Annotated in this window: 21 protein-coding genes and 1 pseudogene; 18 read left to right on the forward strand and 4 right to left on the reverse strand. The window is 37.1% G+C overall.

The features are described 5' to 3' along the window. The first annotated feature begins 130 nt into the window (after positions 1-130). The 3 genes from flgA to ACPUVN_RS00495 all read left to right on the forward strand — a co-directional run bounded on the left by flgA (position 131) and on the right by ACPUVN_RS00495 (position 1,739). Positions 131-814 carry a flagellar basal body P-ring formation chaperone FlgA gene (gene flgA, locus ACPUVN_RS00485; RefSeq protein WP_426358531.1) on the forward strand — a complete coding sequence of 228 codons (684 nt, stop codon included), beginning with the start codon at positions 131-133 and terminating at the stop codon, positions 812-814. Positions 815-888: 74 nt separating this feature from the next. Then, positions 889-1,194 (forward strand): flagellar biosynthesis anti-sigma factor FlgM, encoded by a 306-nt coding sequence (gene flgM / locus ACPUVN_RS00490; RefSeq protein ID WP_426358530.1) that lies wholly within the window; start codon positions 889-891, stop codon positions 1,192-1,194. A 113-nt stretch (positions 1,195-1,307) separates the two neighbouring features. After that, a complete protein-coding gene (locus ACPUVN_RS00495) occupies positions 1,308-1,739 on the forward strand; it encodes a flagella synthesis protein FlgN (RefSeq protein ID WP_426358529.1) in 432 nt (143 codons plus the stop codon). 161 nt (positions 1,740-1,900) lie between these two features. On the opposite strand, the gene ACPUVN_RS00500 is transcribed toward ACPUVN_RS00495, so the two are convergent. After that, positions 1,901-2,365 (reverse strand): LPP20 family lipoprotein, encoded by a 465-nt coding sequence (locus ACPUVN_RS00500; RefSeq protein WP_426358528.1) that lies wholly within the window; start codon positions 2,363-2,365, stop codon positions 1,901-1,903. Positions 2,366-2,377: 12 nt separating this feature from the next. Further along, entirely contained in the window at positions 2,378-3,046 is a 669-nt protein-coding gene (locus tag ACPUVN_RS00505; protein ID WP_426358527.1) for a FlgO family outer membrane protein, read from the reverse strand. Between the two features lie 531 nt (positions 3,047-3,577). On the opposite strand from ACPUVN_RS00505, the gene ACPUVN_RS00510 reads away from it, so the two are divergent. The 15 genes and pseudogenes from ACPUVN_RS00510 (at position 3,578) to fliD (ending at position 22,924) form a co-directional block, all read left to right on the forward strand. Continuing rightward, the gene (locus ACPUVN_RS00510; RefSeq protein WP_426358526.1) at positions 3,578-4,741 is read left to right on the forward strand and encodes a flagellar assembly protein T N-terminal domain-containing protein; all 1,164 of its coding nucleotides are present in this window, start codon (positions 3,578-3,580) and stop codon (positions 4,739-4,741) included. A 357-nt stretch (positions 4,742-5,098) separates the two neighbouring features. Then, positions 5,099-6,139: an efflux RND transporter periplasmic adaptor subunit gene (locus tag ACPUVN_RS00515; protein WP_426358525.1), complete on the forward strand. Its 1,041-nt coding sequence runs from the start codon at positions 5,099-5,101 to the stop codon at positions 6,137-6,139. Then, positions 6,139-9,258, forward strand: a complete 3,120-nt coding sequence (locus tag ACPUVN_RS00520; RefSeq protein WP_426358524.1) for an efflux RND transporter permease subunit — start codon at positions 6,139-6,141, stop codon at positions 9,256-9,258. Before ACPUVN_RS00515 ends, ACPUVN_RS00520 begins: the two co-directional genes overlap by 1 nt. A 230-nt stretch (positions 9,259-9,488) precedes the next feature. Beyond that, positions 9,489-10,232, forward strand: coding sequence for a flagellar basal-body rod protein FlgF (gene flgF / locus ACPUVN_RS00525; protein WP_426358523.1), 744 nt, complete (start codon positions 9,489-9,491; stop codon positions 10,230-10,232). Between the two features lie 19 nt (positions 10,233-10,251). Continuing rightward, positions 10,252-11,040, forward strand: coding sequence for a flagellar basal-body rod protein FlgG (gene flgG / locus ACPUVN_RS00530; protein WP_426358522.1), 789 nt, complete (start codon positions 10,252-10,254; stop codon positions 11,038-11,040). Between the two features lie 69 nt (positions 11,041-11,109). Beyond that, the gene (flgH, locus tag ACPUVN_RS00535; RefSeq protein WP_426358521.1) at positions 11,110-11,793 is read left to right on the forward strand and encodes a flagellar basal body L-ring protein FlgH; all 684 of its coding nucleotides are present in this window, start codon (positions 11,110-11,112) and stop codon (positions 11,791-11,793) included. A 40-nt stretch (positions 11,794-11,833) separates the two neighbouring features. Continuing rightward, entirely contained in the window at positions 11,834-12,937 is a 1,104-nt protein-coding gene (locus ACPUVN_RS00540; RefSeq protein WP_426369735.1) for a flagellar basal body P-ring protein FlgI, read from the forward strand. Positions 12,938-12,955: 18 nt separating this feature from the next. After that, positions 12,956-13,972 carry a flagellar assembly peptidoglycan hydrolase FlgJ gene (gene flgJ, locus ACPUVN_RS00545; protein WP_426369737.1) on the forward strand — a complete coding sequence of 339 codons (1,017 nt, stop codon included), beginning with the start codon at positions 12,956-12,958 and terminating at the stop codon, positions 13,970-13,972. Positions 13,973-14,023: 51 nt separating this feature from the next. Next, positions 14,024-16,015 (forward strand): flagellar hook-associated protein FlgK, encoded by a 1,992-nt coding sequence (gene flgK / locus ACPUVN_RS00550; protein WP_426369738.1) that lies wholly within the window; start codon positions 14,024-14,026, stop codon positions 16,013-16,015. A gap of 9 nt (positions 16,016-16,024) precedes the next feature. Next, on the forward strand, positions 16,025-17,236 hold the full coding sequence (flgL, locus tag ACPUVN_RS00555) for a flagellar hook-associated protein FlgL (protein ID WP_426358516.1): 1,212 nt from the start codon (positions 16,025-16,027) through the stop codon (positions 17,234-17,236). Between the two features lie 153 nt (positions 17,237-17,389). After that, positions 17,390-18,862 carry a flagellin gene (locus tag ACPUVN_RS00560; protein ID WP_426358515.1) on the forward strand — a complete coding sequence of 491 codons (1,473 nt, stop codon included), beginning with the start codon at positions 17,390-17,392 and terminating at the stop codon, positions 18,860-18,862. 464 nt (positions 18,863-19,326) lie between these two features. Then, positions 19,327-20,232, forward strand: a pseudogene (locus tag ACPUVN_RS00565) (flagellin hook IN motif-containing protein); the annotation flags it as partial. Then, positions 20,206-20,796, forward strand: a complete 591-nt coding sequence (locus ACPUVN_RS00570; RefSeq protein ID WP_426370590.1) for a flagellin — start codon at positions 20,206-20,208, stop codon at positions 20,794-20,796. The pseudogene ACPUVN_RS00565 and the gene ACPUVN_RS00570, both read left to right, overlap by 27 nt. A 157-nt stretch (positions 20,797-20,953) precedes the next feature. Further along, positions 20,954-21,325 (forward strand): flagellar protein FlaG, encoded by a 372-nt coding sequence (locus ACPUVN_RS00575; RefSeq protein WP_426369739.1) that lies wholly within the window; start codon positions 20,954-20,956, stop codon positions 21,323-21,325. 90 nt (positions 21,326-21,415) lie between these two features. Next, entirely contained in the window at positions 21,416-22,924 is a 1,509-nt protein-coding gene (fliD, locus tag ACPUVN_RS00580) for a flagellar filament capping protein FliD (protein WP_426370591.1), read from the forward strand. Here fliD and ACPUVN_RS00585 read toward each other — a convergent pair whose 3' ends face one another. Beyond that, the gene (locus ACPUVN_RS00585) at positions 22,925-23,266 is read right to left on the reverse strand and encodes a hypothetical protein (protein ID WP_426369740.1); all 342 of its coding nucleotides are present in this window, start codon (positions 23,264-23,266) and stop codon (positions 22,925-22,927) included. Next, entirely contained in the window at positions 23,266-23,664 is a 399-nt protein-coding gene (gene fliS, locus ACPUVN_RS00590) for a flagellar export chaperone FliS (protein WP_426369741.1), read from the reverse strand. Before fliS ends, ACPUVN_RS00585 begins: the two co-directional genes overlap by 1 nt. Positions 23,665-23,916 lie beyond the last annotated feature (252 nt).

Consider the following 23,916-nt stretch of genomic DNA (forward strand, 5'->3'; position numbering starts at 1 on the left):
TTCTTGATGGTAGCTTAGTATAGTAAACTTACTGTCGACTATTTGACATTAATTTACATATTTGTCTTATCCTAAGCATAGACGACTATTTTTATTTACTTAAAAAAAGAAAACAATATTTATGATTTATATGAAAATATTGCCAACTTTGTTCTTTATTTTTTCACTGATATCGTTTCATAGTGCAGGCAACACGATAGATAAAGACAATTTAGTTAAGTTTGTTGAATTATTTGTTAAAAATAATATCGACTCACCGCGTGATGGGAAATTAGAGATCAGCTTACCTGAGCTAGATCCTCGACTTACCATAAAACCATGCGAAGCACCGCTTCAAGCGAATATACCTGAAAACCATAATGGTAGAAACATCAATGTTAAAATTTATTGTGAGGATGAAATTCCTTGGCAAATGTATATTCCTGTAAAAATCAGCCAAGAGATTTTAGTGTTAGTTACTCAAAATGTTTTAGCAAAAGGCACTGTAATAAATCAAAGTAATACGATCACAGAATATACCGATATAAATAGCGTGCGTGGCGAAACTATAACTAATGTTGCACAAATAACCGGTGGACGACTTAAGCGTCGTTTATCAAAAGGCGCTGTAGTGTCACCACGTAATGTTTGCTTAGTTTGCGAAGGAGAGTCTGTCACTATTATTGCTCAGTCAGATGGCTTCACCATTAAAACCGCAGGAATAGCTCTCACTGATGGTAGTAAAGGTGAGCAAGTTCAGATCAGAAATAGCAAGTCAGGCAGAACGATAAATGCTAGAGTGGAAGCTGTGAATCAAGTTAGAATTAATTTATAATTTATTCTAAAGAAAAATAACACTGTGCCGATATATAGGCTGAGATTATAACATGTTGTTATCAGGAATTTATTATGGCTATTAATATCAATAACTTGAATAGTACAAGTCAAGTAAAACAAAATACAGATCAACACACACAGATAAAACAACAAGTTGCGACAGACAGTGCTAGTACTAAAACTGCTCGTCAAGATTCTGTGTCGTTAACTCCTCAGGCACAACAAATGTCTGAACTACAGAAGAAAGCAGCAGATGCACCTGTAGTCGATCAAAAAAAGATTGAGCAATTAAAAACTGCTATTGCTTCAGGTGAATACAAAATTGATCCTGAAAAGCTTGCAGCAAGCATTGCAGACTTTGAATTTAGTATTGATTAGTGATTGAATATTCAAAATAAACAGTAGTAACTGATTTACCTTTATCAAGGTTAACTACTTTTGTTCGTCAATCACATAATCTTATCCCATTATTATATATAGGTGGTTAGGCTGTGACAGACGTAACAAATATTTTTGAATTATTAGCGCAACAAACTAATCAGCTGGTTGAATTAGAACAGCTATTAAAAGATGAATATGAGATCCTCAAACTGCACAGTCCAGATAAGCTTGTTGCAATAAACAAATTAAAGAACGAGCTGCTTGTAAAAATAGATGCAACCGATCAGTTGCTGGCGGCTAATGCGCAATTTGTTGAAGATAAGAAGAATGGCAATTATAGCGACCAGCTTAAAGCAATAGAAAACATTCTCATTAATTGTAAAAGTTTGAACAAAGTGAATGGCGAAATTATTCATAAATCACAATTATCAATAGAACGTATGCGAACAACACTATTAGAAAATCATACTAAATCAACACTCACCTACGACAATAAAGGTAAAACAAGTGGTGGTTTAAGTAGCTTAGATTTAAAAGCCTAAAGATAGGTAGTAAATAATAGGTATTAGATATCTAATCTGAATATGTCGCTCAGCGTGTTATATAAAATAAAAAACCTGCTAAATAAGCAGGTTTTTTTGTTCTAGTGTGGATATTTATCATTAATAAGCTAGTACCCGAGCCGATCCTTAGTTCAGGTTAATTAATAATATTTCACTTCTTTAATTGTATTGCCGCTCGTGGAAGCAACATACAATTCATAAACGTCTTTAAAGTCTAAGCTTAGTTCAGTTGTGTAACTATCGCCAACTGGATAACTTTTAATAACTTTAGCACCGCGAATAATACCTTTGATTGACGCATCTAATTGTTGGTTATTAATAAGTAGATTAGACATACTTGTTCTACCATCAATTTGTTGACCGTAAACTTGTTCCGCTAATTCGGCATAAGCGGCAAGCTTAGAGGCATTTATTGCCATAAGCATGCGCTGAGTTTTATGTTCAGACTTTTGTAAACTGATAGGCGCTTGACCAACAGCATGCAATACCGGAAAGCTTTCGGGTTTAGATTTTTGCCATTCTACATGTTTATCAAACACCATAGAGCAACTGCTTAAACACAGTATTAAGGCACTAAAGAATAACGTAATATAAGGCTTATTCATCGTTATCTCCTGTTATTGTTGAATTTCAACAGCTCTTTTATCTGATTCCAACATTTTACTGTCGCGAATAATTAAGCCGTCTTTCATATTAACCATTGCATCGTTATGATTTAGCTTCTCGCCAATCACCCAAGCAGGGATAAAAGACTGCGCACTGCCTACGACCACTCTTGATTGCATACCAATCATACGAGCATTAACCATAACGCCACCATCTTGTTCCATCATGGTTCCTGTCACAACATAGTCAATTATCTGGCGTTCAGGTAACTCTTTCCAATCTCTGGTAAAAGTATAATCGCCATCTGGAGTCACACGAATATGACCTGTGGTTTTAAAGTCGACAACAATCAGTCCATGTCTTTGAAACTCATGGATAAAGCTTTCAGATAACTGATTACCTAGCCAATTAGTAGACTCTAAATCTTTTAAATTAACAAAAGAAGCAATCGCTATAGGCGTCTTAGGGTTAACGAAAGAGCTACTCTCCATCATTTGATACGCTAAACCTTTAACTACATCGTTAATCGCATGTCTAGGAAGTGCGAAACTATCAATTTCGCCTTTATCTACTTGAGTCGCTTTATAAAAATTTTCTTTTTCATTATTGTTGCTCAGGTTGTTATTGCTTGTGCACGACAAAAAAGTCGGTAACAGTAATAGAATAAGCCACTTTTTCATTGTGTATTCCTCAGTTGAATCATTACTTCTAATGAAAACAAAGCATAATTCAAGCCAATATAAAATAATTTATCCAGAACTTAGATGCTTTAAGAAGAGAATTTACAGTAAAGCCTTTAAAGTAAAACACTGGGCATAAAAAGTGCATACATCAAAAACTATATTTAAGTCATATTTAAACTAAAGTTATATGAGGGTCTGTTGATCTTTCGAGATTGTTTTTACAGCAAGGTGTTTGATATTTAGACAAGGCGGAGACTGTGACGTGTAGCTAGCTACTCGAACAGACGATAACGTGGTATAAATTTCAAACACATGTTGCCCTTTGGGTTCATTTAAAACGAATTTACTCATTGCTGTTCGCTTTTTTAATAGAATAACTATTAGACAAAGCTCACATCGCGATTAAATCCGTTTTAAATTGAATAAAATTTAATCCTGAAAGTTCAACAGACCCTAGTGTAGTTACTTATTTAATTTACTGCACAGATAAACTTTCTTAATAAATACCCTAATAAAGTAGGAACCAACATGCGTATACTCTTATTACTGTTAAGCCTGATGTTAACTAGCTTCTCGGCTTTTACACAGTGGTATGAAACCCAAGGTCAAGCGCATGTTGCTAATGGCGACAATGAAGCTGCCCGTGTAAAGGCCATGGAAAATGCACTTAAACGAGCTTTATTAGTGGCAGGGGCGTCAGTGTCGAGTGTTCAACAGGTTATCAATGGCGTACTCACACAAGACCAAATCAGTATTCGTGCATCAGGCACAGTTAATTCATTCGAACTTATTGAAGAAACATATAGTGACGATACGGTCACAGTAAAAATTCGTGCTGATATTTTCCCTCAAGACAAACAATGCTTTTCAGCCGATTATCGTAAATCGGTGTTATTAACTCGCAGTAATATTATTTATCGCGAGCAAGCAAGCGTAGGTGAAATATATAAGTTAGACAGTGAAGTGATGCGAAAGCTTGCCGGAAAAATTAATAGTGAAGGCTACTATTTAGATACTAAGCTTGCCATAAAAAACAAATCGGGCTTTTCACGTTTAAATAACAGCATGCAATACGAAAAAATTAAAAACCTGACCATGTCATTATCCGATCATACCGACACTCAGTTTATTATGTTTGCAGAAATACCTGACTTGTCTTTAACCGAACGTACAAATAGCGAGTTAAAGTTTTGGCAAAAGGATCACCTAGATCGTCACTTTAAAATGAACTTGTATATATATAATGGTAGTAATGGTGAACTTATACTTGATAAAGAGTATCAAAATAAAGCCCCTTGGACCTTTGATAAAAGAAAAAGCGTAGATATTACCAGTAATAATTTTTGGCAAAGTGAATATGGTTTAATGATCAACCATACGCTAGAAACCATGATCAGCGATATTGACGAAAATATGATGTGCGAACCTACACGCGGAAGAATTGTTAAAGTTGATGGTGATACGATTCTATTTAACTTAGGCGAAAACCAAGGTGTTAAAGTCGGTGACGAGTTTTCATTGTTACATGCGAATAACTTTATAGCTGATTCTGGCAAAACTTATTCAGGCTTTAATATAAGTCCTTATAAAGTCAAAGTCATAAGTACTTCAAGAGAAAGCGCTAAAGCCATAACGTTAGAAAAAAACTTACTCGGCAATATTCAAATAAACGATATCGCTGTTAGGTATTAAGTTACTTATGTTATCGCTAGCTATCTTCTCTTGGTGGCTAGCGAAGTCATAGCCTAAGCACTTACTCCCTATTAAATATCGCTATGAATGTTGAATCTATTGGCTTCAGCTTTAACAAAACCCATAAATTGACTTGCGTATAATTGAATTTTTACATATCTCTGTAAAATTTAACTAACAACTAAATAAACTTACTCATTGGTTAAATCATTGCTTTTGAATACAATAAATTGTCTACACTTCTATTACTTTAAATAAAAAATCATCTATTCTAATGATATGCCGATATAGTTAACTGATTGATCAAATCTTTGCTCAAGGTACATTGAGTCTAATAAAAATAGCACAAGGAATAACATGAAACTCGTTTCCTCATTGATTTCACTAACTTTTATTTTAACTTCCCATTTTAGTTATGCCGAAACTTTTGTTTTATCCCAAGAGGCAAGTGAATTACTTCTGCATCCAACTCGAAGTTCACCTGCTCTCGTCATAGCCTTAAATCATAGTGTTATTCCCGCACAAACATCGGGTGTAGTAACCAAGTTAATGGTGAATGTGGGCGATCAAGTACTAAAAGGCGAAATACTTGCCACCTTAGATTGTCAAATAAACACGCTAAATCATAATTCAGAATTCGCTCAATACAATCAACTCTACTCGGAATTGTTATTTAAAAAACGCGAGTTAGTTAGAGGGCGAAGTCTTTTAAAACAAAAAAATATTGGTGAAGCTGAATTAGACCGACTAAATAATGCTGTCGAAAATACTCGAGGTTTATTACAAGCTAAAAAAGCAGCGGTAGACAATGCCTTATTAAATGTTGAGCGATGTAATATTAAAGCACCTTACGATGGTGTAGTAACCAAACGCGTTGCCAACTTGGGTGAAATGATTGATTTTGGCAGGCCACTTGTTGAATTAATAGAAGATAAACGCTTAGAAGTTTCTGCAAAAATAGCCTCAAGCGATGCCGAAAGTTTTCACCAAGCTAAAATTTATAATGTAGACATTAATGGAGAATTCTACCCTGTAACTTTACGCGCATACTTACCTCTTATTGAAGAAAATGCACGTAGTCGTGAAGCCCGTTTTTTGTTTGTTGATAAACAAGCAGTAGCTGGCGATACAGGTCGTTTACGTTGGGAGAATCCACTGCCATATTTGCCTGCTTATTTATTACAAAAGCGAAAAGGAAAAAGTGGCTATTTTGTTGTTGAAAATAATAAAGCTAAATTTATTACTGTTGAACAGGCAGAAGAAGGGCGGCCAATAACTTACGAGTTAGCGCCATCTACTCAAATTATTACGGAAGGACGACAAGGGCTAGAAGATGGTGATGCTGTTAAATTAGCTAACCCAAGTAATAAAGCTAGAGCTGAAAGTGGTAAATCATAATGTGGTTACGTAATTTAATTCAAAATCATGTACTCACAAATCTAGTTTTTGTGCTGATCTTGGTAGTAGGCTTTATTGTTTATAACCAGCTACCGAGAGAGCAAGATCCAACCGTTAATTTTAACTGGATGCAAATTACTACTTTTTTACCTGGTGCATCAGCACGAGATGTAGAGCAAAAAATTACTGATGTTATCGAAGAATCGGTAGAAAAAGTTCAAGATATTAAATTTGTATCAAGTACCAGCAGAGAAGCTATATCAAGTATTCTCGTTCGTTTTCATGAAATGGATGATAGACAGTTTGATAAACGCGTTGCTGATTTACGTCGCGAAATTAGTAACGTAGAAGACCAAATGCCTGAAGAGGCTGAAAGACCAAGAATATTTGAAATAACAACAGCCAATGCTTTCCCCTCGGCTACTGTCGTTGTTTCTGGCTTATCTGATGATGAAAACTTAAGACGACAAGCCCGTGCGTTAGAAAAAGATTTAGCACGTATTGCTGGCGTCGATCGCGTTGATGCTACAGGCTTGCGTGAGCCTGAAATACAGGTACGTTTCGATTTAGATAAAATTCAACATTTAGGTATTTCACCGGTTATCATCGCTAACTCTATTCGAACATTTTTTACTGATATTTCTGCGGGTACTGCGCGTATTGCTCAAGACCAATGGCTAGTGCGAGTTCAAGGCACAACAACAGATCCTGAAGTATTAGCTCAATTACCTATTTTAACCGCTAACGGAATGACCACTGAATTGCGTTTAACTGATGTTGCTCAAGTTGTTAGAACACGTGCTAAAGCTGACAGAATTGTGAGTTTTCAAGGTAAACCTGCAGTACTATTTTCAGTCATGAAACAAGAAAGTAGTAACACGTTAGAGTTAGTTGAGCGTATTGAAAAGTTTTTGGCAGAAAAAAACAAAGTCAGTGATGCACTCGGTGTTGAATTTGTTTTAGTTGATGACCAAACTCAGATCACCAAAAATGCCCTTAACATTATGCAAACTAATGCTATTTACGGCTTACTGTTTGTATTAATCGTGACTTGGTTCTTTTTAGGCGCTCGAGTCAGTGCTCTAGTTACCATAGGAATTCCTTTTACATTAGCGGGAACATTTATTGTTCTTAAGCTTTTAGATCAAACCCTTAATACCTCTGTATTGTTAGCCATTGTTATTGCCTTAGGTATGTTAGTTGATGATGCCGTTGTGGTGGTTGAATCTATTTATTATCGATTACGTCAAGGTAAAAGAGGTATAGATGCGGCTTGGGGTGGGTTACAAAGCGTAATTAAACCTGTAACCGCTTCAGTGCTTACAACTATGGCTGCGTTTTTACCCCTTATGTTGCTTCCCGGTTTTATTGGGCAATTTATGATGGTGATACCATTAGTTGTTACTGTCGCTTTAGCTTTTAGTTTAGTCGAAGCTTATTGGATGCTACCAGGGCATATTCTTGCTGCAAAAGTTAACTTCGATAAACCCAGTAAAATTGATGAGTTCCGCCAAAAAAAAATCCGAAAACTTAAAGTTAAGTACGGCTTTGGTTTGATCAAAGTTATGCGTAATCCTAAGAAAACCTTAGCGGGTATGTTATTAATGTTGGCTTTCGCGGGAGTATCATTACTTTCTGGTTTAGTTAAAACAGACTTCTTTGCTGCAGATACTGTACGTTTGTTTTATATCAATGTGGAAATGCCAGCGACAAGTTCATTGCAAGCCACCATGAAGAAAACTCAAGAGATAGAAGTCATCGCTCGTCAAGGTTTAGAAGATGATGAAGTTCGCTCGGTAGTAAGCTATGCAGGACAAACCTTTACTGACGAAGCGCCTGTGTTTGGTGATCATTTAGGTCAAACTCTAGTGTCTCTGAATCCTCAAAAAGGTGATATGAGAACGGTTGAAGAACTTATTGAACATACCCGCACGGCTTTATCTGAAGTGGTAGGTCCTACTAATATTTCATTTTTGAAACTAGCTGGTGGGCCTCCAACGAGTAGAGCCATTAGCGTAAAAGTTAGAGGTGATAACTACCAAGAATTACGTTTAGCAACCGATGCCATAACAGGATTCTTAAAGAAAGATTCACGCTATACCGACTTAAGTGATGACGATGATAAAGGTCGCTTCGGCTTACAACTTACCTTAAATAACGATGCGATTAACCGTTTAGGCGTATCGCCAACCGACGTACAACGTTCAGTAAAAATGTTGGTTGATGGTGAAATTGTTAGTTATGTGCAAAACGAAGGCGATCGAATTGCATTACGTGTTAAATCAACGGCTGCAGCGTTAAACGAATTTGACAATATAGATGCGTTATTGCAACTTACCGTGCCTACAAGTTCAGGTACAAACATTGAATTAAGAGACTTAGTTCATGTTGAAACCATGCAAGTTAAAAGCAACTTAAAGCATTACAACTTTAAACGCACTATCACCATAGAATCAGATATTGATAAAGAGCTTATCGATACCGTTGAAGCTAACGAATTGATTGTTGATTTTTGGGCGGGTGTTGCAGAAGAATACCCTAATGTTTCATTAGACTTTACTGGCGAGCTTGATGACATTCAAGAAAGCTTAGATGCACTGGGCTTATTATTTCTTTTTGGTATTGGCTTAATGTATTTAATCTTAAGTACACAGTTCCAAAGTTACTTTCAGCCTTTAATGATTTTATTAACGGTTCCGCTGGCACTTGTGGGCGTTATTTTAGGATTGTTAGTATCAAGAGATCCTTTAAGTTTGTTTACCATGTACGGCGTTGTTGCACTAGCAGGTATAGCAGTTAACTCATCTATTGTTTTAATTTCTACAGCGAATGAAAATATCATCAAAGGCATGACATTAACTCACTCAACCTTTTATGCAGCTAGACGACGCATGTTACCTATTTTAATTACAACGTTAACTACCGTGGCTGGTTTATTCTCTTTAGCTGCGGGCTTAGGTGGGCACTCACTAATGTGGTCACCTGTTGCTACTTCTATAGTTTGGGGATTATTGTTTTCTTCAACATTAACCATGTTTGCTATACCGGCTTTATATCAGCTAGTCATGCGAGGTTCATATAATAAATCTCAAATGGCTAAAGGACATGAAGTGTCATAATTAAATAAAATCTCTCCTGAAGTGGAAAACGTTATATTTTAACCTCTTTTTCACTTCAGATGAGTGTTTAATCCTCTCATTTATTATATAAAAATCATCTATTAGTAACCTCATCTTAGTAAAACACCTTCCATCCTTGTTCTTTTATTCATCACTTTTTATCCAGTGCCTGTTTTTTATGGCACTCTAATTGCATTTCTAATATCAGATTTAATTGATAGAGATTCGTTATGGATAAAATGCTTTATATCGCCATGAGTGGGGCGAAACAAAATATGAACGCTCTGGCTGTGAATGCAAACAACCTGGCGAATGCTAAAACCACAGGCTTTAAGGCCGATCTAGCGCAAGCAAGATCAATGCAAGCTTTCGGTGAAGGTATGCCTTCTCGTGTTTTTTCTATGACTGAAATAGCCAGCCAAAACTTTGACAGTGGGGCTTTACAATCAACAGGTCGAGATTTAGATATTGCTGTTGAAGGTTCAGGTTGGATAGCGGTTCAAACAAAAGATGGTTCAGAAGCTTACACACGCGGCGGTCATTTACGTTTAACTGAAACAGGTGCATTAGAAACCTCAGACGGGGAGTTAGTGATCGGCGATTCAGGTCCTATTTTTCTTCCTTTACCTGTAACAAATATTCAAATAAGCCGTGATGGAACCATCATGGTTCAGCCTGAAGGCGCACCTGTTACAACACAAGAAGAGGTGGCACGTATTAAGTTAGTTAATCCTAACAACCGTGCGATTGAAAAAGGTACCGATGGTTTGTTCAGAAGAACAGATGGTCAGATTGAAGCAGCTGATGTAAACGTAAATGTTATGAGCGGCATGCTTGAATCAAGCAACGTAAACCCTATTGGGGAAATGACAGAGATGATCGCATTACAAAGACAATTTGAAATGCAATTGAAACTAATGAAAACCGCTGAAGAAGTAGATTCTAGTGCATCTTCTTTATTACGCGCTTTCTAAATGAATTTTGAGGTGATTTATGAATCCAGCATTATGGATCAGTAAAACTGGCTTAGACGCACAAACCAAAGAAATTGCGGTTATATCTAACAACTTAGCTAACGCAAGTACTGTTGGTTTTAAAAAGAGCCGAGCGGTTTTTGAAGACTTGTTGTATCAAACAATCAATCAGCCAGGTGGTAAATCAGCGCAAGATACTGAATTACCTTCAGGCTTAATGTTAGGTGCGGGTACTAAAGTCGTTGCTACACAAAAAATACATACCCAAGGCGATATGTTAAACACCGATAACGCATTAGATCTAATGATCCAAGGCGAAGGTTTTTTCGAAATATTAATGCCAGATGGTAGCTCAGGCTATACCCGTAACGGGCAATTTACCATGGATGATGAAGGTAACATCGTAACGCCAGGCGCAGGTTATTTAATGCAGCCACAAATTACGATCCCTGATGATTCATTATCTATTACCGTTTCACAAGATGGTGAAGTATCAGTAACCCTTCAAGGTGAACCTGAACCAACCGTTGTAGGACAAATTAATACCGTTAACTTTATTAACCCAACAGGGTTAGAGCCTATCGGACAAAACTTGTTTGTTGAAACCGCAGTAAGTGGTGACCCTCAACAAGGTGTTCCAGGTTTAGAAGGTTTCGGCATGATAGTACAAGGTGCGTTAGAAACGTCGAACGTTAATACCACCGAAGAGCTTGTTAACTTAATTGAAAGCCAACGTGTATATGAAATGAACTCAAAAGTTATTTCAGCCGTTGATGAAATGCTTAGTTATATCAATCAACAATTATAAGTTTTTCATATTTTACAGAGCACACATTTACCGTGCTCACATTTATTTAAAGTAAGAGAGGAGAGGGCCATGAAATATTTAATGTTAATGAGTGTTTTACTTATTCAACTATCGGGTTGTGCAAGTATAGAACAGGCAAAAATATTACCGAATGATCCTGATTTCGCTCCAATCTTACCTGAAATGGAAGAAGAGCCGGTTATTCCTACAGGGTCTTTATTTAAAGAAAACTACGTAAACAATATTTACTCAGACTCTAAAGCTCATCGTGTTGGCGACATTATTTCTGTTTTACTAAGTGAAAATACACAAGCACAAAAAAATGCTAAAACAGAATTGAGTAAAGATAATTCTTCATCTCTTGGTTCTGTTCTCGGGTTAGGCGGAGCACCAATAACATTGGGTGGTGATTCGTTAGAGTTTAGCTACAACCAAAATTCTGATTTTTCTGGTGACTCTAAATCAGATCAAAGTAACAGTTTAACAGGGAACATCTCAGTTCATGTTCTACGTGTGTTACCTAACGGCAACTTAATGATCCGTGGTGAAAAATGGATGTCGTTAAACAATGGCGACGAATACATCCGCTTAACAGGCATTATTCGCGCACAAGATATCAGCTCAAGCAATACAATAACCTCAAGTAAAGTCGCCAATGCACGTATTCAATATGCGGGTACAGGTGCTTTTGCAGACGCACAAGAACAAGGTTGGTTGTCTAAATTTTTCGGTAGCTCATGGTGGCCTTTATAAAGCCTAGCTTTATAAAATCATCCATAAATAAGGTAATACTATGAAGCAGTTAATCAAACAATTATGTAAGTTCAGTGTTGTTTTCGTGTGTTTATTTACTCACTCAGTAAATGCACAACGTATTAAAGATTTAGCCGACGTTGCTGGCGTAAGATCTAATCAACTTTTAGGTTACGGTTTAGTGGTTGGTTTACCTGGTACAGGTGAGCAAAGCCCATTCACAGAACAAAGTTTTAAAACCATGCTAAGTAATTTTGGTATTACTATGCCAGCTAACTTAAAGCCTAAAATTAAAAACGTTGCGGCTGTTGCCGTACATGCAGAACTTGAAGCCTTTGCAAAATCGGGTCAAAAAATAGATGTAACCGTATCTTCTATGGGTTCAGCTCAAAGTTTACGTGGCGGTACATTATTACAAACCGTATTAATGGGTGTTGACGGCAATGCTTATGCCGTAGCTCAAGGTAGCTTAATCGTAAGTGGTTTAGGTGCTGGCGGGTTAGATGGTTCTAAAATACTAGTAAATACACCAACGGTTGGTCGTATTTCTAATGGCGCTATGGTTGAGCGTGAAGTGATTTCACCGTTTGGTAGTGGCGATCACATCACCTTTAATTTACACAGATCAGATTTTACTACAGCGAAAAGATTATCAGATACCATTAACGATCTTATTGCAGGTTCAGCACGTGCTATTGATGCTACTTCAGTTCAAGTAAGTGCTCCACGCGACTTAGCTGACAGAGTAAGCTTTTTATCAACTCTAGAAAACTTAGAGTTTGAACCAGATAGATCATCAGCAAAAATTATAGTTAACTCAAGAACAGGCACTATTGTTATCGGGTCTGACGTGCGTTTATTACCTGCTGCCATCACACATGGCGGAATTACAGTGACCATTAATGAAGTGCAAGAGGTTTCACAACCTGATGCTTTTGCAGAAGGCGAAACGGCTATTACTACGCGCTCATCTGTCAATGTGAACGAAAGCGATAATCGTATGTTCGTATTTGATCCAGGCGTTACACTAAATACCTTAGTACGAGCGATTAATGAAGTAGGCGCTGGTCCAGGTGATGTAATGGCAATTCTTGAAGCATTAGATCAAGCTGGTGCCTTACGTGGGGAGTTGGTTGTTATTTAATTAACAGCCAATAACACTATGACTAAACTCACTGATGCGCAAAACTTTCTTGATGTAAATGGCTTAAACTCGGTTAGACAACAGTCTAAATCAACCGATGAAGGCGAGAAAGAAGCAGCACTTCAAACAGCCGCTAAACAGTTCGAAGCTATATTTATGCAGATGCTGTTAAAAAGTATGCGAAGTGCGCAAGATGTTTTAGAGTCAGACAGCCCATTCAATTCAGAAACCTCAAAATCATACCGTCAAATGCACGATCAACAAATGTCGCTAGAGCTATCAGATAACGGTGCTTTAGGTTTGTCAGAGTTGATCGTTAGACAACTTGGCGGAGACAGCGAGAACTTCACACCTCATAGCGTATTAAGAAATGACGGTAACTTAGATTCTCGTGGTAAAAACGTATTCGATTTACAGAATATCAGAGATCCTTTAGTTAAAACGATCAACGAGGATCGTCAAACAACTGACAAAATCAACAGCGAAGTACCAAAATATCTGTCAAAAAATACTACGACAGATAACGATAACAACATTACTGCAAGTAGCCCATTACAACCTGAATTTAATAACCCTGCAGACTTTATTACAGCCATGACACAACCCGCAAAACAGGTTGAAGCTAAGCTTAATATTCCATTCGAAGTGGTTATTGCGCAAGCCGCATTAGAAACAGGTTGGGGACAAAAAATAATTAAAACAAATCAAGGTGAAAGCTCTAATAACTTGTTTAATATCAAGGCTGATTCGCGTTGGCAAGGTGATAAAACCACAACCGAAACGTTAGAGTTTGAACAAGGCACCATGATCAAAAAGCGTGAGCCTTTCCGAGTGTATTCATCAATAGCTGAAAGCGTTAACGATTACGTTAATTTCTTATCTACCAGCGAAAGATATCAACCTGCCTTAGAACAAACATCAAATGTGGAACAGTTTCTGCATACATTACAAGATGCTGGCTATGCGACTGATCCTAACTACGCAAAAAAAATCATGGGAACCTTACGCACAGTATCCAGCTTATTAAACAAATAATTATTTATGTTTTACCTATTTTTATGATGCTGTTTTACTGGAGGAGATCTTATGACTGTTAATTTATATAATACAGGTGTTAGCGGCTTATTAGCTTCTCAGCAACAACTTGCCACCACCGGTAACAACATCGCAAACGTAAATACCGAAGGTTATACCCGCCAACGTGCCGAACAAAATGCAACCACAGGTATATATTCAGGTGGCAACATTATTGGTAGCGGCACTTATATTGAAGATATTAGCCGCGTATACGACCAATTCTCTTATAAAGAACAACTATTAAGTCAAACCAGCTTAAGCAATGCTGATTCATTAAATGTTGATTTAGGCCAGTTAGATCAGGTAATGACCTTTTCTGGCGGAGCAATTAATTCATCCATCGAAAGTTTTTACGAAGCAATTAACAGCATTAGTGATAATCCAAGTGATCTGGGTTTACGCAACATGGCAATTAGCCAAGCTAAAATATTGAGTGACGATTTAAATGCAATTAACGACGACTTAAACCAAATGGTTAAATCAACCAATGGTGAAATCGTTGAAATAGCAGACCATATCTCTGATATATCGGTACAAATTGGCAACATTAATGAACAAATTTTATTTAGTCAGCATTCAGTACAGGGTCAGCCGAACGATTTATTAGACGCCCGCGACAACTTAGTTAATGAGTTAAGTCAATACACTAGCGTAAATACAATAGTGGACAGTTTGGGTGTTATGACGGTAATGATTGGCGATGGCGCGACATTAGTTGCCGGTAGCACTTCATTATCAGTGGGTGTACAAGCCGGTGATCCCGATCCAAATCAAACCGTTCTTAGTATCGTAGGTCCTAACAGTGCCGTTTATCTTAATGGTTCAAGTGTTGGCGGTGCTTTAGCGGCTAAATACGAATTTAGAGACGAGCATGTAGCTGAAGTGCAAAGCGAAATGAACCGAATTGCTATGGCAATATCGGGCACTATTAATGACGCTCAGCATTCAGGTTTAGATTTAAATAATGAAGAAGGGCAAAACTTCTTTACTGATATTAATACACCGCTTTTAGAACAATCACGAGTATTCGCTTCTTCTAAAAATTCAGGTAATTCTGAAGCTACCGTAACCATTACAGATATTAGTAAAATACCCACCGATGAATTTATGGTCGAATACAATGGTACTAATTACATCATGACCAACCTAACAGATAATTCAACGCTTGATTTAGGTACACAAGGATCTATTAATAGCAATGCAATGGATACTTACGGTTTTCAATTTAATGAAGAGTCAGGTACACCACAAGCCGGTGATGTTTTTATCATAAAACCAGCACACAACAGTGCTGCGCTTATGGGAGTTACTTTAACTCAAGCTTCTGGTGTTGCAGCCAGTTCAGCAATTGAGGTTACTGCATCTAATACAAATAAAGGTGGCGCATCAGTTGAAATTACCAATGTTAGTAGTGCTACAGACGCTCAGCAATATGCGATAGATAATAACTTAGCCGTAGAAATTTATGAAACGACTTCAGGCTCATTTGAATACCGTGTTTATAACTCAGTAACATCAGCAGACATTATACCTGCAGAGAGTTACGTCCCAGGTTCAGGTACAACGGTGCAAATTCCACCGTCACCAGCAACAGCTATTTTTGAAATAGAAGTTGATGGACTTCCTTCTGGGTCAAGTGCGGCAGCACCAGAAATATTCTCTATAGCTGATGCTTTTGGAACGGGTAATAACGGTAATTCTGTAGCTTTAGGATTAACGCAAGAGCAAGGCATTCTTAATGGCGGTAAAAACTCATTTACCCAAGGCTTAAGTATATCAACTGCAACAGTAGGTTCAGCCGCTAAATCAGCAGAGCTAACCGAAAGCACAGCTCAAGCTCTATTCACGCAAGCCTATAATCGAAATCAATCTACATCAGGTGTAAACCTCGATGAAGAAGCCGCTAACTTATTAAAATATCAACAAGCTTATCAAGCCGCTTCTCAGATTATATCAACCGCAAATACCATTTTTGACACATTACTTGCAGCCGTAAGGTAGGAGTATTTTATGAGAGTTTCTACAGCGCAATTTTATTATCAAAATGGTTTGCAAATGTCGCAAACGCAATCTTTGGTAAACGACCAGTCAGCTTATATATCAAGTGGTAAAGCAGTTCTTACTGCAAAAGACGATGCTGTATCTTACGGTGCTTTAGCCGGTTATAAAGAAGAACTAGCTTCAATCGAACGCTATAAAAGTAATATTGTACAAGCGGAAAGCCGAAATGGATTACAAGATACGTTATTAGGTAGCAGCACCAATGTGCTAAATGAGCTACGCGACTTAATGTTAGAAGCAAATAACGGTGCTCGTTCAGACGAAGATCTACATTCCATTGCTCAACAGTTAGAGCAAGGTTTAGAAGAAATGCTCGACATTGCCAATACCCAAGATGAAACGGGTACGTATATATTTTCAGGTTACCAAGTTGAAACGCAGCCTTTTTCTGTAGAACCCGATAACAGCGTTAATTATAACGGCGACAATGGTGTACGCGAACTACAAATAGCTACAAACATTTTTGTTCCTATAAATCAGTCGGGCGAACAAGTTTTTCAAAATATAGCCAATGCTACAGGCGACTTTTCAGCGAACTATACAACAAATGAGTCGGGCGTTTCACTGACCTCGGCAAACATTACCGATCGTGAAGCATATAATAATGCGAGCAATAACCCGCAAGATTATACCTTTACTTTTTCAGAACCTGATGTATTAACCGTTACTGATTCGGCAACACCAGCTAATGTTGTTCATTCAACACCTTATGTTGCAGGGCAAACAATTGCCTTTGAAGGTATTGAAGTACAGCTAAACGGCAATCCTTTACCGGGTGACGAATTTACTATCACCCCTGAAAGCGAAGTAAGCCTGTTTGCTAACATCAAAAATGCAATTGACTGGTTAAATGCAGGTAGCGACTCAGGATCTACAGAGCAAGGGCAAGTCGACTTTAATACCATATTAGATCAATTTAACAACACCTTGAACCATATAACCTACCAACGCGCTGAAGCGGGTATAAACCTTCAACAAATAGAGCGTCAAGAAAATACCCATTTAGATACCGCACTTTATTTAGAACAAGGTAGAAGTCAAATTGAAGACTTAGATTATGCTGAAGCTGTTTCAGCTTTCGAACAATCTCAGCTGGCTTTACAAGCGGCGCAGCAAACGTTTACACAAATACAAAGTATGAGTTTATTTAATTATATTTAACCTTTTTATTTATTAAATATTCTTTTTGGCAAGTGTTTTGCATTTTAAAAGTTAGTTCCGCATAAATGTGGAAAGTAAGAGGCTTTAATTTTATTAGCTTCTAATTACATAAAATTTATTTAAGCAATTATTTAAACATTAGGAGTTTATATTATGGCTTTATCTGTCGTAACAAATACATCATCATTGAATGCCCAACGTAACCTATCTAGTTCAAGCGATGCTTTAGCTACTTCAATGGAACGTTTATCATCCGGTATGCGTATCAACAGCGCAAAAGATGATGCCGCAGGCTTGCAAATTGCAAATCGTTTAACTTCGCAAATAAATGGTTTAGGTGTTGCTCAACGAAATGCTAACGATGGTATTTCAATGGCACAAACAGCTGAAGGTGCAATGCAAGAATCTACCAATATCTTACAGCGTATGCGTGATTTAGCTTTACAAGCCGCAAATGGTTCAAATAGCGATGAGGATCGCGCCGCTTTACAAAAAGAAGTGTCTGCCTTACAAACAGAATTAACGCGAATTTCAGATACAACCTCTTTTGGTGATCAAAAACTTATAGATGGGTCGTTTGGTTCTAAGTCTTTTCAAGTGGGGGCGAACTCTAATGAAACAATTAATGTTAACTTAAGTAGTACAGCTGCTTCTGATATTGGTGCTTTTGAGCTTACTTTAGCTGGTGCAGCTGGTTCAGCTTTAGGCCTTGGTAGAGCATCTGCTGCGGCAGATGATGACGCAGCATCGGATAACGGTGTTGCAGGTGGTGCTTTAAGTATTAATGGTACAGCTTTAACAACAGCGCCAATCGCTGGTGATAGCGCTGAAGAAATAGCAACAAAAATTAATGCGATTAGAACTGAAACAGGTGTTACCGCAGATGCTAGAACACAAGCCGAACTAGCAGTTAGTGCTGTAGGTACTATGTCTTTTGATTTGAATGGAACAACTGTTTCTGCCAATAACTCAGACATTACAGACTTATCCGAGCTAACAGAAGCTATAAATGCGGTATCGGGCGATACAGGCATTACAGCGTTTAATAATGGTGGTACGGTTACATTAACGGATGAAAGTGGTGCCGATATTAGTATCGCTGATGTTACATCTGCGAATGGCGATTTAACGGTAGCTGGGTTAGATCAAAATGGTGGCTCCCAAAGCACACCTATATCTTTAGATGGTCAAGGTACAACTGCAGATTCAACAACTGTTGCGGGTAGTGTTAAATTAAGCTCAACTAATTCATTCTCTACCGTAACGGCTGTAGATGCAGATTTTGGAGCTGACGAAACTTCGTTATTAAATTCAGTATCTACAATTAATGTATCACTAGCATCTGGTGCTCAATCAGCTATTGATGTTATTGATGGAGCATTAGCTCAAATTGATGAGCAGCGAGCAGATTTAGGTGCAATACAAAACCGCTTTAGTCATACTATTAGTAACTTAGCTAATATTTCTGAGAATGTGTCAGCTTCTCGAAGTCGAATTCAAGATACAGACTTTGCAGTAGAAACTGCGATGATGACAAAAAATCAAATATTACAACAAGCGGGCACGTCAATTTTATCGCAAGCGAATCAAATACCACAAGCAGCAATAAGCCTGCTAGGTGGTTAATTATTAATGTTTTAATTTAGTTCAACTAAATATTAAAAATATTTAATGTAAGAAAGGCTGATATCACATCAGCCTTTTTTACATCTGTTGTTATATAAAGTAAAGATTAAGTATAAAGCGAGGTGTTTTATTTAGTCAGACTGAAGAGAACTAAACATACAAATGTTACTAAGCTTGTTTAAAGTCTAATTAGGCTTATAGAATGGTATTAATGCATTAGCTAAGAGCGTTTAATTACTTATTTTAAAGTGATGTAATAAAAAATTAAGGTAATAAAAATAAATATTCATATTAAATTCTCTTTATTTTAATGGTTTAACCTCAAAGATAAGTTATTTAGTAAAAAAGATTAAAGTTATTTTTAGCGCTGCCGTTACTGTAATTAGCACGGGGCTGAAGTTGTAAATTTAAAGCTCCGAAGTTTAAAATTAACCACATATTATTTTGTACTTAGGAGTATCACCATGGCTTTATCAGTAATCACTAACTCAGCATCATTAAACGCTCAACGTAACCTTTCAAGCTCAAGCGACGCTTTAGCAACGTCAATGGAACGTTTATCATCAGGTATGCGTATTAATAGCGCAAAAGATGATGCCGCAGGTCTACAAATTTCAAACCGTTTAACGTCACAAATAAATGGTTTAGGCGTAGCACAACGAAATGCTAACGACGGTATTTCAATGGCACAAACTGCTGAAGGCGCAATGCAAGAATCTACAAGTATTTTACAACGTATGCGTGATTTAGCACTTCAATCGGCTAACGGTTCTAACTCAGATGAAGATCGCGCCGCTTTACAAACAGAAGTAGCCGCTTTACAAACAGAGTTAACGCGAATTTCAGACACTACGTCTTTTGGTAATACACAGTTATTAGATGGCTCTTTTGGTTCTAGATCTTTCCAAGTGGGTGCTAATGCAAATGAAACTATAAATGTTAACCTGAAAAGTGTAGCCGCTTCTGATATTGGTTCTTTTCAACTTACTTTAGCTGGCGCAGCTGGTTCAGCTTTAGGTTTAGGACGTGCTTCTGCTGCGGTAGATACTGACGCACTATCGAATAACGGTGTTACAGGTGGTGCTTTAAGTCTTAATGGTACAGCTTTAACAACAGCGCCAGCCGCTGCTGATAGCGCTGAAGAAATAGCAACTAAAATTAACGCGGTTAGAACTGAAACAGGTGTTACCGCAGATGCTAGAACACAAGCTCAACTTTCTGTTACAGCAACAGGTACTATGTCTTTTGACTTAAATGGAACAACTGTCTCAGCAAATAACTCAGATATTACTGATTTGTCAGAGTTAACAGAAGCGATAAATGCGGTATCGGGTGATACGGGTATAACAGCATTTAACGATGGTGGTACGGTTACATTAACAGATGAAAGTGGTGCCGATATTAGCATTGCTGATGTTACATCAACAACCGGAGATCTAAATGTACAAGGGCTTGATCATGATGGTACAGTTCAAACCGTAGCTATAAGTTTAGATGGCCAACTTGCAGCGGCAGATTCAACGACTATTGCCGGTAGTATTAAGCTTAGCTCAACAGATTCATTTTCTACCGTAACAGCTACAGATGGCGATTTAGGAATTGATGGTGTATCAACATTAGCGCAAATATCTGATGTTGATTTAGCCACGCAAGATGGTGCTCAGTCAGCTATAGATGTTATTGACGGTGCATTAGCTCAAATTGATAGCCAAAGAGCAGATTTAGGTGCGGTTCAAAATCGTTTCAGTCATACACTTAGTAACTTAGCTAATATATCTGAAAACGTATCAGCATCACGTAGTCGAATTCAAGATACTGACTTTGCTACAGAAACAGCAACTATGACTAAAAACCAAATACTACAACAAGCAGGTACATCAATTTTAGCGCAAGCTAACCAATTACCTCAAGCAGCATTAAGCTTATTAGGTTAATAGGTAGCGTTTCTGCATAATTGAGTTATAAATAACGTTAACGTTAGTAGCTCAAATAAACTGGAAGGCCTATCTAAGATAGCGTCTTCCTTTTTTCGTTTTATATTACTCTACTTAAGCCCTAAATATATGTTGGGATTAAACGAAGGAGATTATAATGAATACAATGATAAATAATTCAGCTGTCGACTTAACCGTTAACGATGTTAATACTAAAAATAACATCGCGAATAAACAGATAGAGCAAGAAGTAGTTAAAAGCGTTCAAGTTCAAGAAGTCGAAACGGAAGAACCTGCAAATATTACCGTTAAGCAACTAGAAATGGTGGCGCAACAATTGCAGGAATTTGTTGGTGGTATGAATAAAGGTTTAGAGTTTTTAGTCGATAAAGATTCAGGCCGCGATGTGATTAAAGTTATAGACAAAACAAGTGGTGATATATTAAAACAATATCCCTCAGAAGAAGTGCTAAGCTTAGTGTCTAAGCTTTCTGAAGCGACAGGTTCTTTTGTTAATGAAGAAGTTTAATTATAATACCACAACGTTATTTTTTATGTTTATCTAGCAAGTGTTACTAAGTTCAGCTCGAGGAGAATTATTATCATATCATTTACAGGAATAGGTTCAGGGCTAGAGGTTTCTGAAATTGTTGATGCCTTAGTAGGTGCAGAACGAACCCCTTATGAAAGTAGAGCTACAGCCAAAGCTGAAACGTTGACTACCGATATTTCCGCAGTAGGTGCTTTAAAGTCGGCTCTTGAGGTTGTACAGGTTTCTATGGCAAGCTTGGCAGATGCAGATAATTATCAGCAACGTAGTGTTTCAGGTTCAGACGATTTTGTTTCTTTATCTTCAGATGAAACAGCAGAGGTCGGAAGTTACGCTATTAAAGTAGATGCGTTAGCGACAGAACATAAATTATCTTCTATTGGTTTTGAAGCAACAGATGCCGTTGGCGAAGGCACCATTACCTTTAACTCTGGCGGTAATAGTTTTGATATTACTACAACAGATACCGACACTCTTGCAGACCTTAGAGACGCCATTAACGATAGTAATGATAACGACTCTATAACAGCCACTATTGTTACTGGTGTAGAAGGTCAGCATTTAGTTTTAACCTCTAACGAAACAGGACTAGAGAGTGGTATATCTATTACCGTTAATGAGTCTGTTGATGCTGCAGGTGGAAATGATGATGGAAGTACGGATGATGGCGGCTTAGGCGGTGGAATAATTGGTGGTGAAGAAGAAACTGAACCTGATACCAGTAATGACGCTAACAATGTTGATAATATTGGCCTTTCAAGACTAGCATACCAACCAAACAGTGAAGAAGATGGTTTTTCAACCAACATGACCGAAGTTACTGCTGCCTCAGACGCTCAAATTACTCTTGATGGAAATATTGTTGCAACCAGTTCTAGTAATACTTTTACTAATGTTATTGATGGTATCGATATAACTGTAAATAAAATCCATAACGATGACGATGATTCTAGCAGTGCTAACGTTACAGAAGATAATAGTAATATTGAAAGCGGCTTAGATAGTTTTGTTTCTAGCTACAATACATTAATTGAATTAGCTGATAATTTAGCTGGCGTAGGTGATGATGGTGTAGGTGTTATGACCGGCGATGCTCTTTTACGAGGAGTTTTGAATAAACTAAGGCAAGAAATTAGTAATTCGTTTGATACAGGGAGCGGAAACACTTTATCTCTTTCAGCTTTGGGGGTTTCAGGAGATATTGATGGTGTATTATCATTAGATAGCGATATTCTCAATGACTTTATTGATAGTGATGTTGATGCAGTAGAGCAATTTTTTACTGGCGATAATACATCTTCAATTACATCACTCGGCTTTGCTCAATCTATGGATGATTTACTTAATTTTTATACGGCGAGTGATGGTCTTATTGAAGGACGTATTGACAGTAAAGAATCACAATTAACTCAACTCGAAGATGATAACGCTAGCTTTCTTCTTAAAATGGATGCTTTAGAAGCTCGTTTATTATCACAGTTTAATGCGATGGATTTATTAGTTGCTAATTTAAACTCTACAAGTACTTATTTACAGGCGCAATTAGATAATATGCCCGGTGTAGTTCTAGATAACTAATTAATATTTTTTGTAGGTATTTGCTGCTTTTTGATTTTTTTTCATTTTAAGTAAACTCGTTTTTAATACGAGTTTATTTTGAGCTGATTGCTGAGTTAATTGTTGATCAAGCGCTACCATCTTATTAATTAAAGGTAAGTGTTTACTATAATTTTCAGACTCTTGTTCATTAAGGGTTAATTTTATTAACTGATCACGCTCGTTATTCCACTGTAACAACTCTTCTGTATTTAATTCTTCTTCTTGATTATTTGTTTGCTCAAACTCATTACTTAGCCATAATAAAATATTTTCTGACAAAGTAATGATCTGATTCAGTTGTTGTGAAAAAGTGTCAGACATTAGAAACTTACAGCTGTTTGCGCATCAGCAGGAATAGCATCCCAACCTGCTTTTATAGGTAACAAAATTTGGATAACATCATCAAGTATTTCTGCGTTGTTATTTAGGTTTGCTTCAAGCAATTGTTCTGAACAATAAACATATAATGCGGCAAGGTTATTAGAAATTTCTCCTCCTTGTTCAAAATCTATAGAGCCTTCTAATACTGAAATAATCGTAATCGCTTTTGAAATAAGCTCACCTTTTCTAGCTAAGTTTTTTTGTTCAATAGCACCTTTGGCAGAAGCAATATTACCAAGCAGTTCTTGAAAAAGCATAGCCACAAGTTGATAAGGCGAAGCCTCTTTAGCTGAGCTAACTTTGGTTTGTTTATATTTTTTAAGAGATATATGTGTCATAGGAAATTCCAATTATTACTTTTAACTAACAAGCAAGTTATCAGTATATATCATCAAACGAAAAACGTCTGAATTGTACTTAATAATGCTTTATTTAAAATACAGTAAACAACTTAGTTAATTTTACTCATTCATCTTTTATTTATTAATGAGTAGAGCATTCACTATTATGATTTGAGTACTAAGTTATTAAGGTTAAATTTACGTCATAATTATATGTCACAAATTCACGTCATAAATTTATGTCAATAA

This window comes from Pseudocolwellia antarctica (assembly GCF_049933045.1).
Classification (GTDB): domain Bacteria; phylum Pseudomonadota; class Gammaproteobacteria; order Enterobacterales; family Alteromonadaceae; genus Pseudocolwellia.

What these genes read in the sequence shown, in the direction of transcription:
- flgA (WP_426358531.1), top strand. Translation starts at nt 131, where the DNA reads ATGAAAATATTGCCAACTTTGTTCTTTATTTTTTCACTGATATCGTTT.
- flgM (WP_426358530.1), top strand. Translation starts at nt 889, where the DNA reads ATGGCTATTAATATCAATAACTTGAATAGTACAAGTCAAGTAAAACAA.
- ACPUVN_RS00500 (WP_426358528.1), bottom strand. Translation starts at nt 2,365, where the DNA reads ATGAATAAGCCTTATATTACGTTATTCTTTAGTGCCTTAATACTGTGT.
- ACPUVN_RS00505 (WP_426358527.1), bottom strand. Translation starts at nt 3,046, where the DNA reads ATGAAAAAGTGGCTTATTCTATTACTGTTACCGACTTTTTTGTCGTGC.
- ACPUVN_RS00510 (WP_426358526.1), top strand. Translation starts at nt 3,578, where the DNA reads ATGCGTATACTCTTATTACTGTTAAGCCTGATGTTAACTAGCTTCTCG.
- ACPUVN_RS00515 (WP_426358525.1), top strand. Translation starts at nt 5,099, where the DNA reads ATGAAACTCGTTTCCTCATTGATTTCACTAACTTTTATTTTAACTTCC.
- ACPUVN_RS00520 (WP_426358524.1), top strand. Translation starts at nt 6,139, where the DNA reads ATGTGGTTACGTAATTTAATTCAAAATCATGTACTCACAAATCTAGTT.
- flgF (WP_426358523.1), top strand. Translation starts at nt 9,489, where the DNA reads ATGGATAAAATGCTTTATATCGCCATGAGTGGGGCGAAACAAAATATG.
- flgG (WP_426358522.1), top strand. Translation starts at nt 10,252, where the DNA reads ATGAATCCAGCATTATGGATCAGTAAAACTGGCTTAGACGCACAAACC.
- flgH (WP_426358521.1), top strand. Translation starts at nt 11,110, where the DNA reads ATGAAATATTTAATGTTAATGAGTGTTTTACTTATTCAACTATCGGGT.
- ACPUVN_RS00540 (WP_426369735.1), top strand. Translation starts at nt 11,834, where the DNA reads ATGAAGCAGTTAATCAAACAATTATGTAAGTTCAGTGTTGTTTTCGTG.
- flgJ (WP_426369737.1), top strand. Translation starts at nt 12,956, where the DNA reads ATGACTAAACTCACTGATGCGCAAAACTTTCTTGATGTAAATGGCTTA.
- flgK (WP_426369738.1), top strand. Translation starts at nt 14,024, where the DNA reads ATGACTGTTAATTTATATAATACAGGTGTTAGCGGCTTATTAGCTTCT.
- flgL (WP_426358516.1), top strand. Translation starts at nt 16,025, where the DNA reads ATGAGAGTTTCTACAGCGCAATTTTATTATCAAAATGGTTTGCAAATG.
- ACPUVN_RS00560 (WP_426358515.1), top strand. Translation starts at nt 17,390, where the DNA reads ATGGCTTTATCTGTCGTAACAAATACATCATCATTGAATGCCCAACGT.
- ACPUVN_RS00575 (WP_426369739.1), top strand. Translation starts at nt 20,954, where the DNA reads ATGAATACAATGATAAATAATTCAGCTGTCGACTTAACCGTTAACGAT.
- ACPUVN_RS00585 (WP_426369740.1), bottom strand. Translation starts at nt 23,266, where the DNA reads ATGTCTGACACTTTTTCACAACAACTGAATCAGATCATTACTTTGTCA.
- fliS (WP_426369741.1), bottom strand. Translation starts at nt 23,664, where the DNA reads ATGACACATATATCTCTTAAAAAATATAAACAAACCAAAGTTAGCTCA.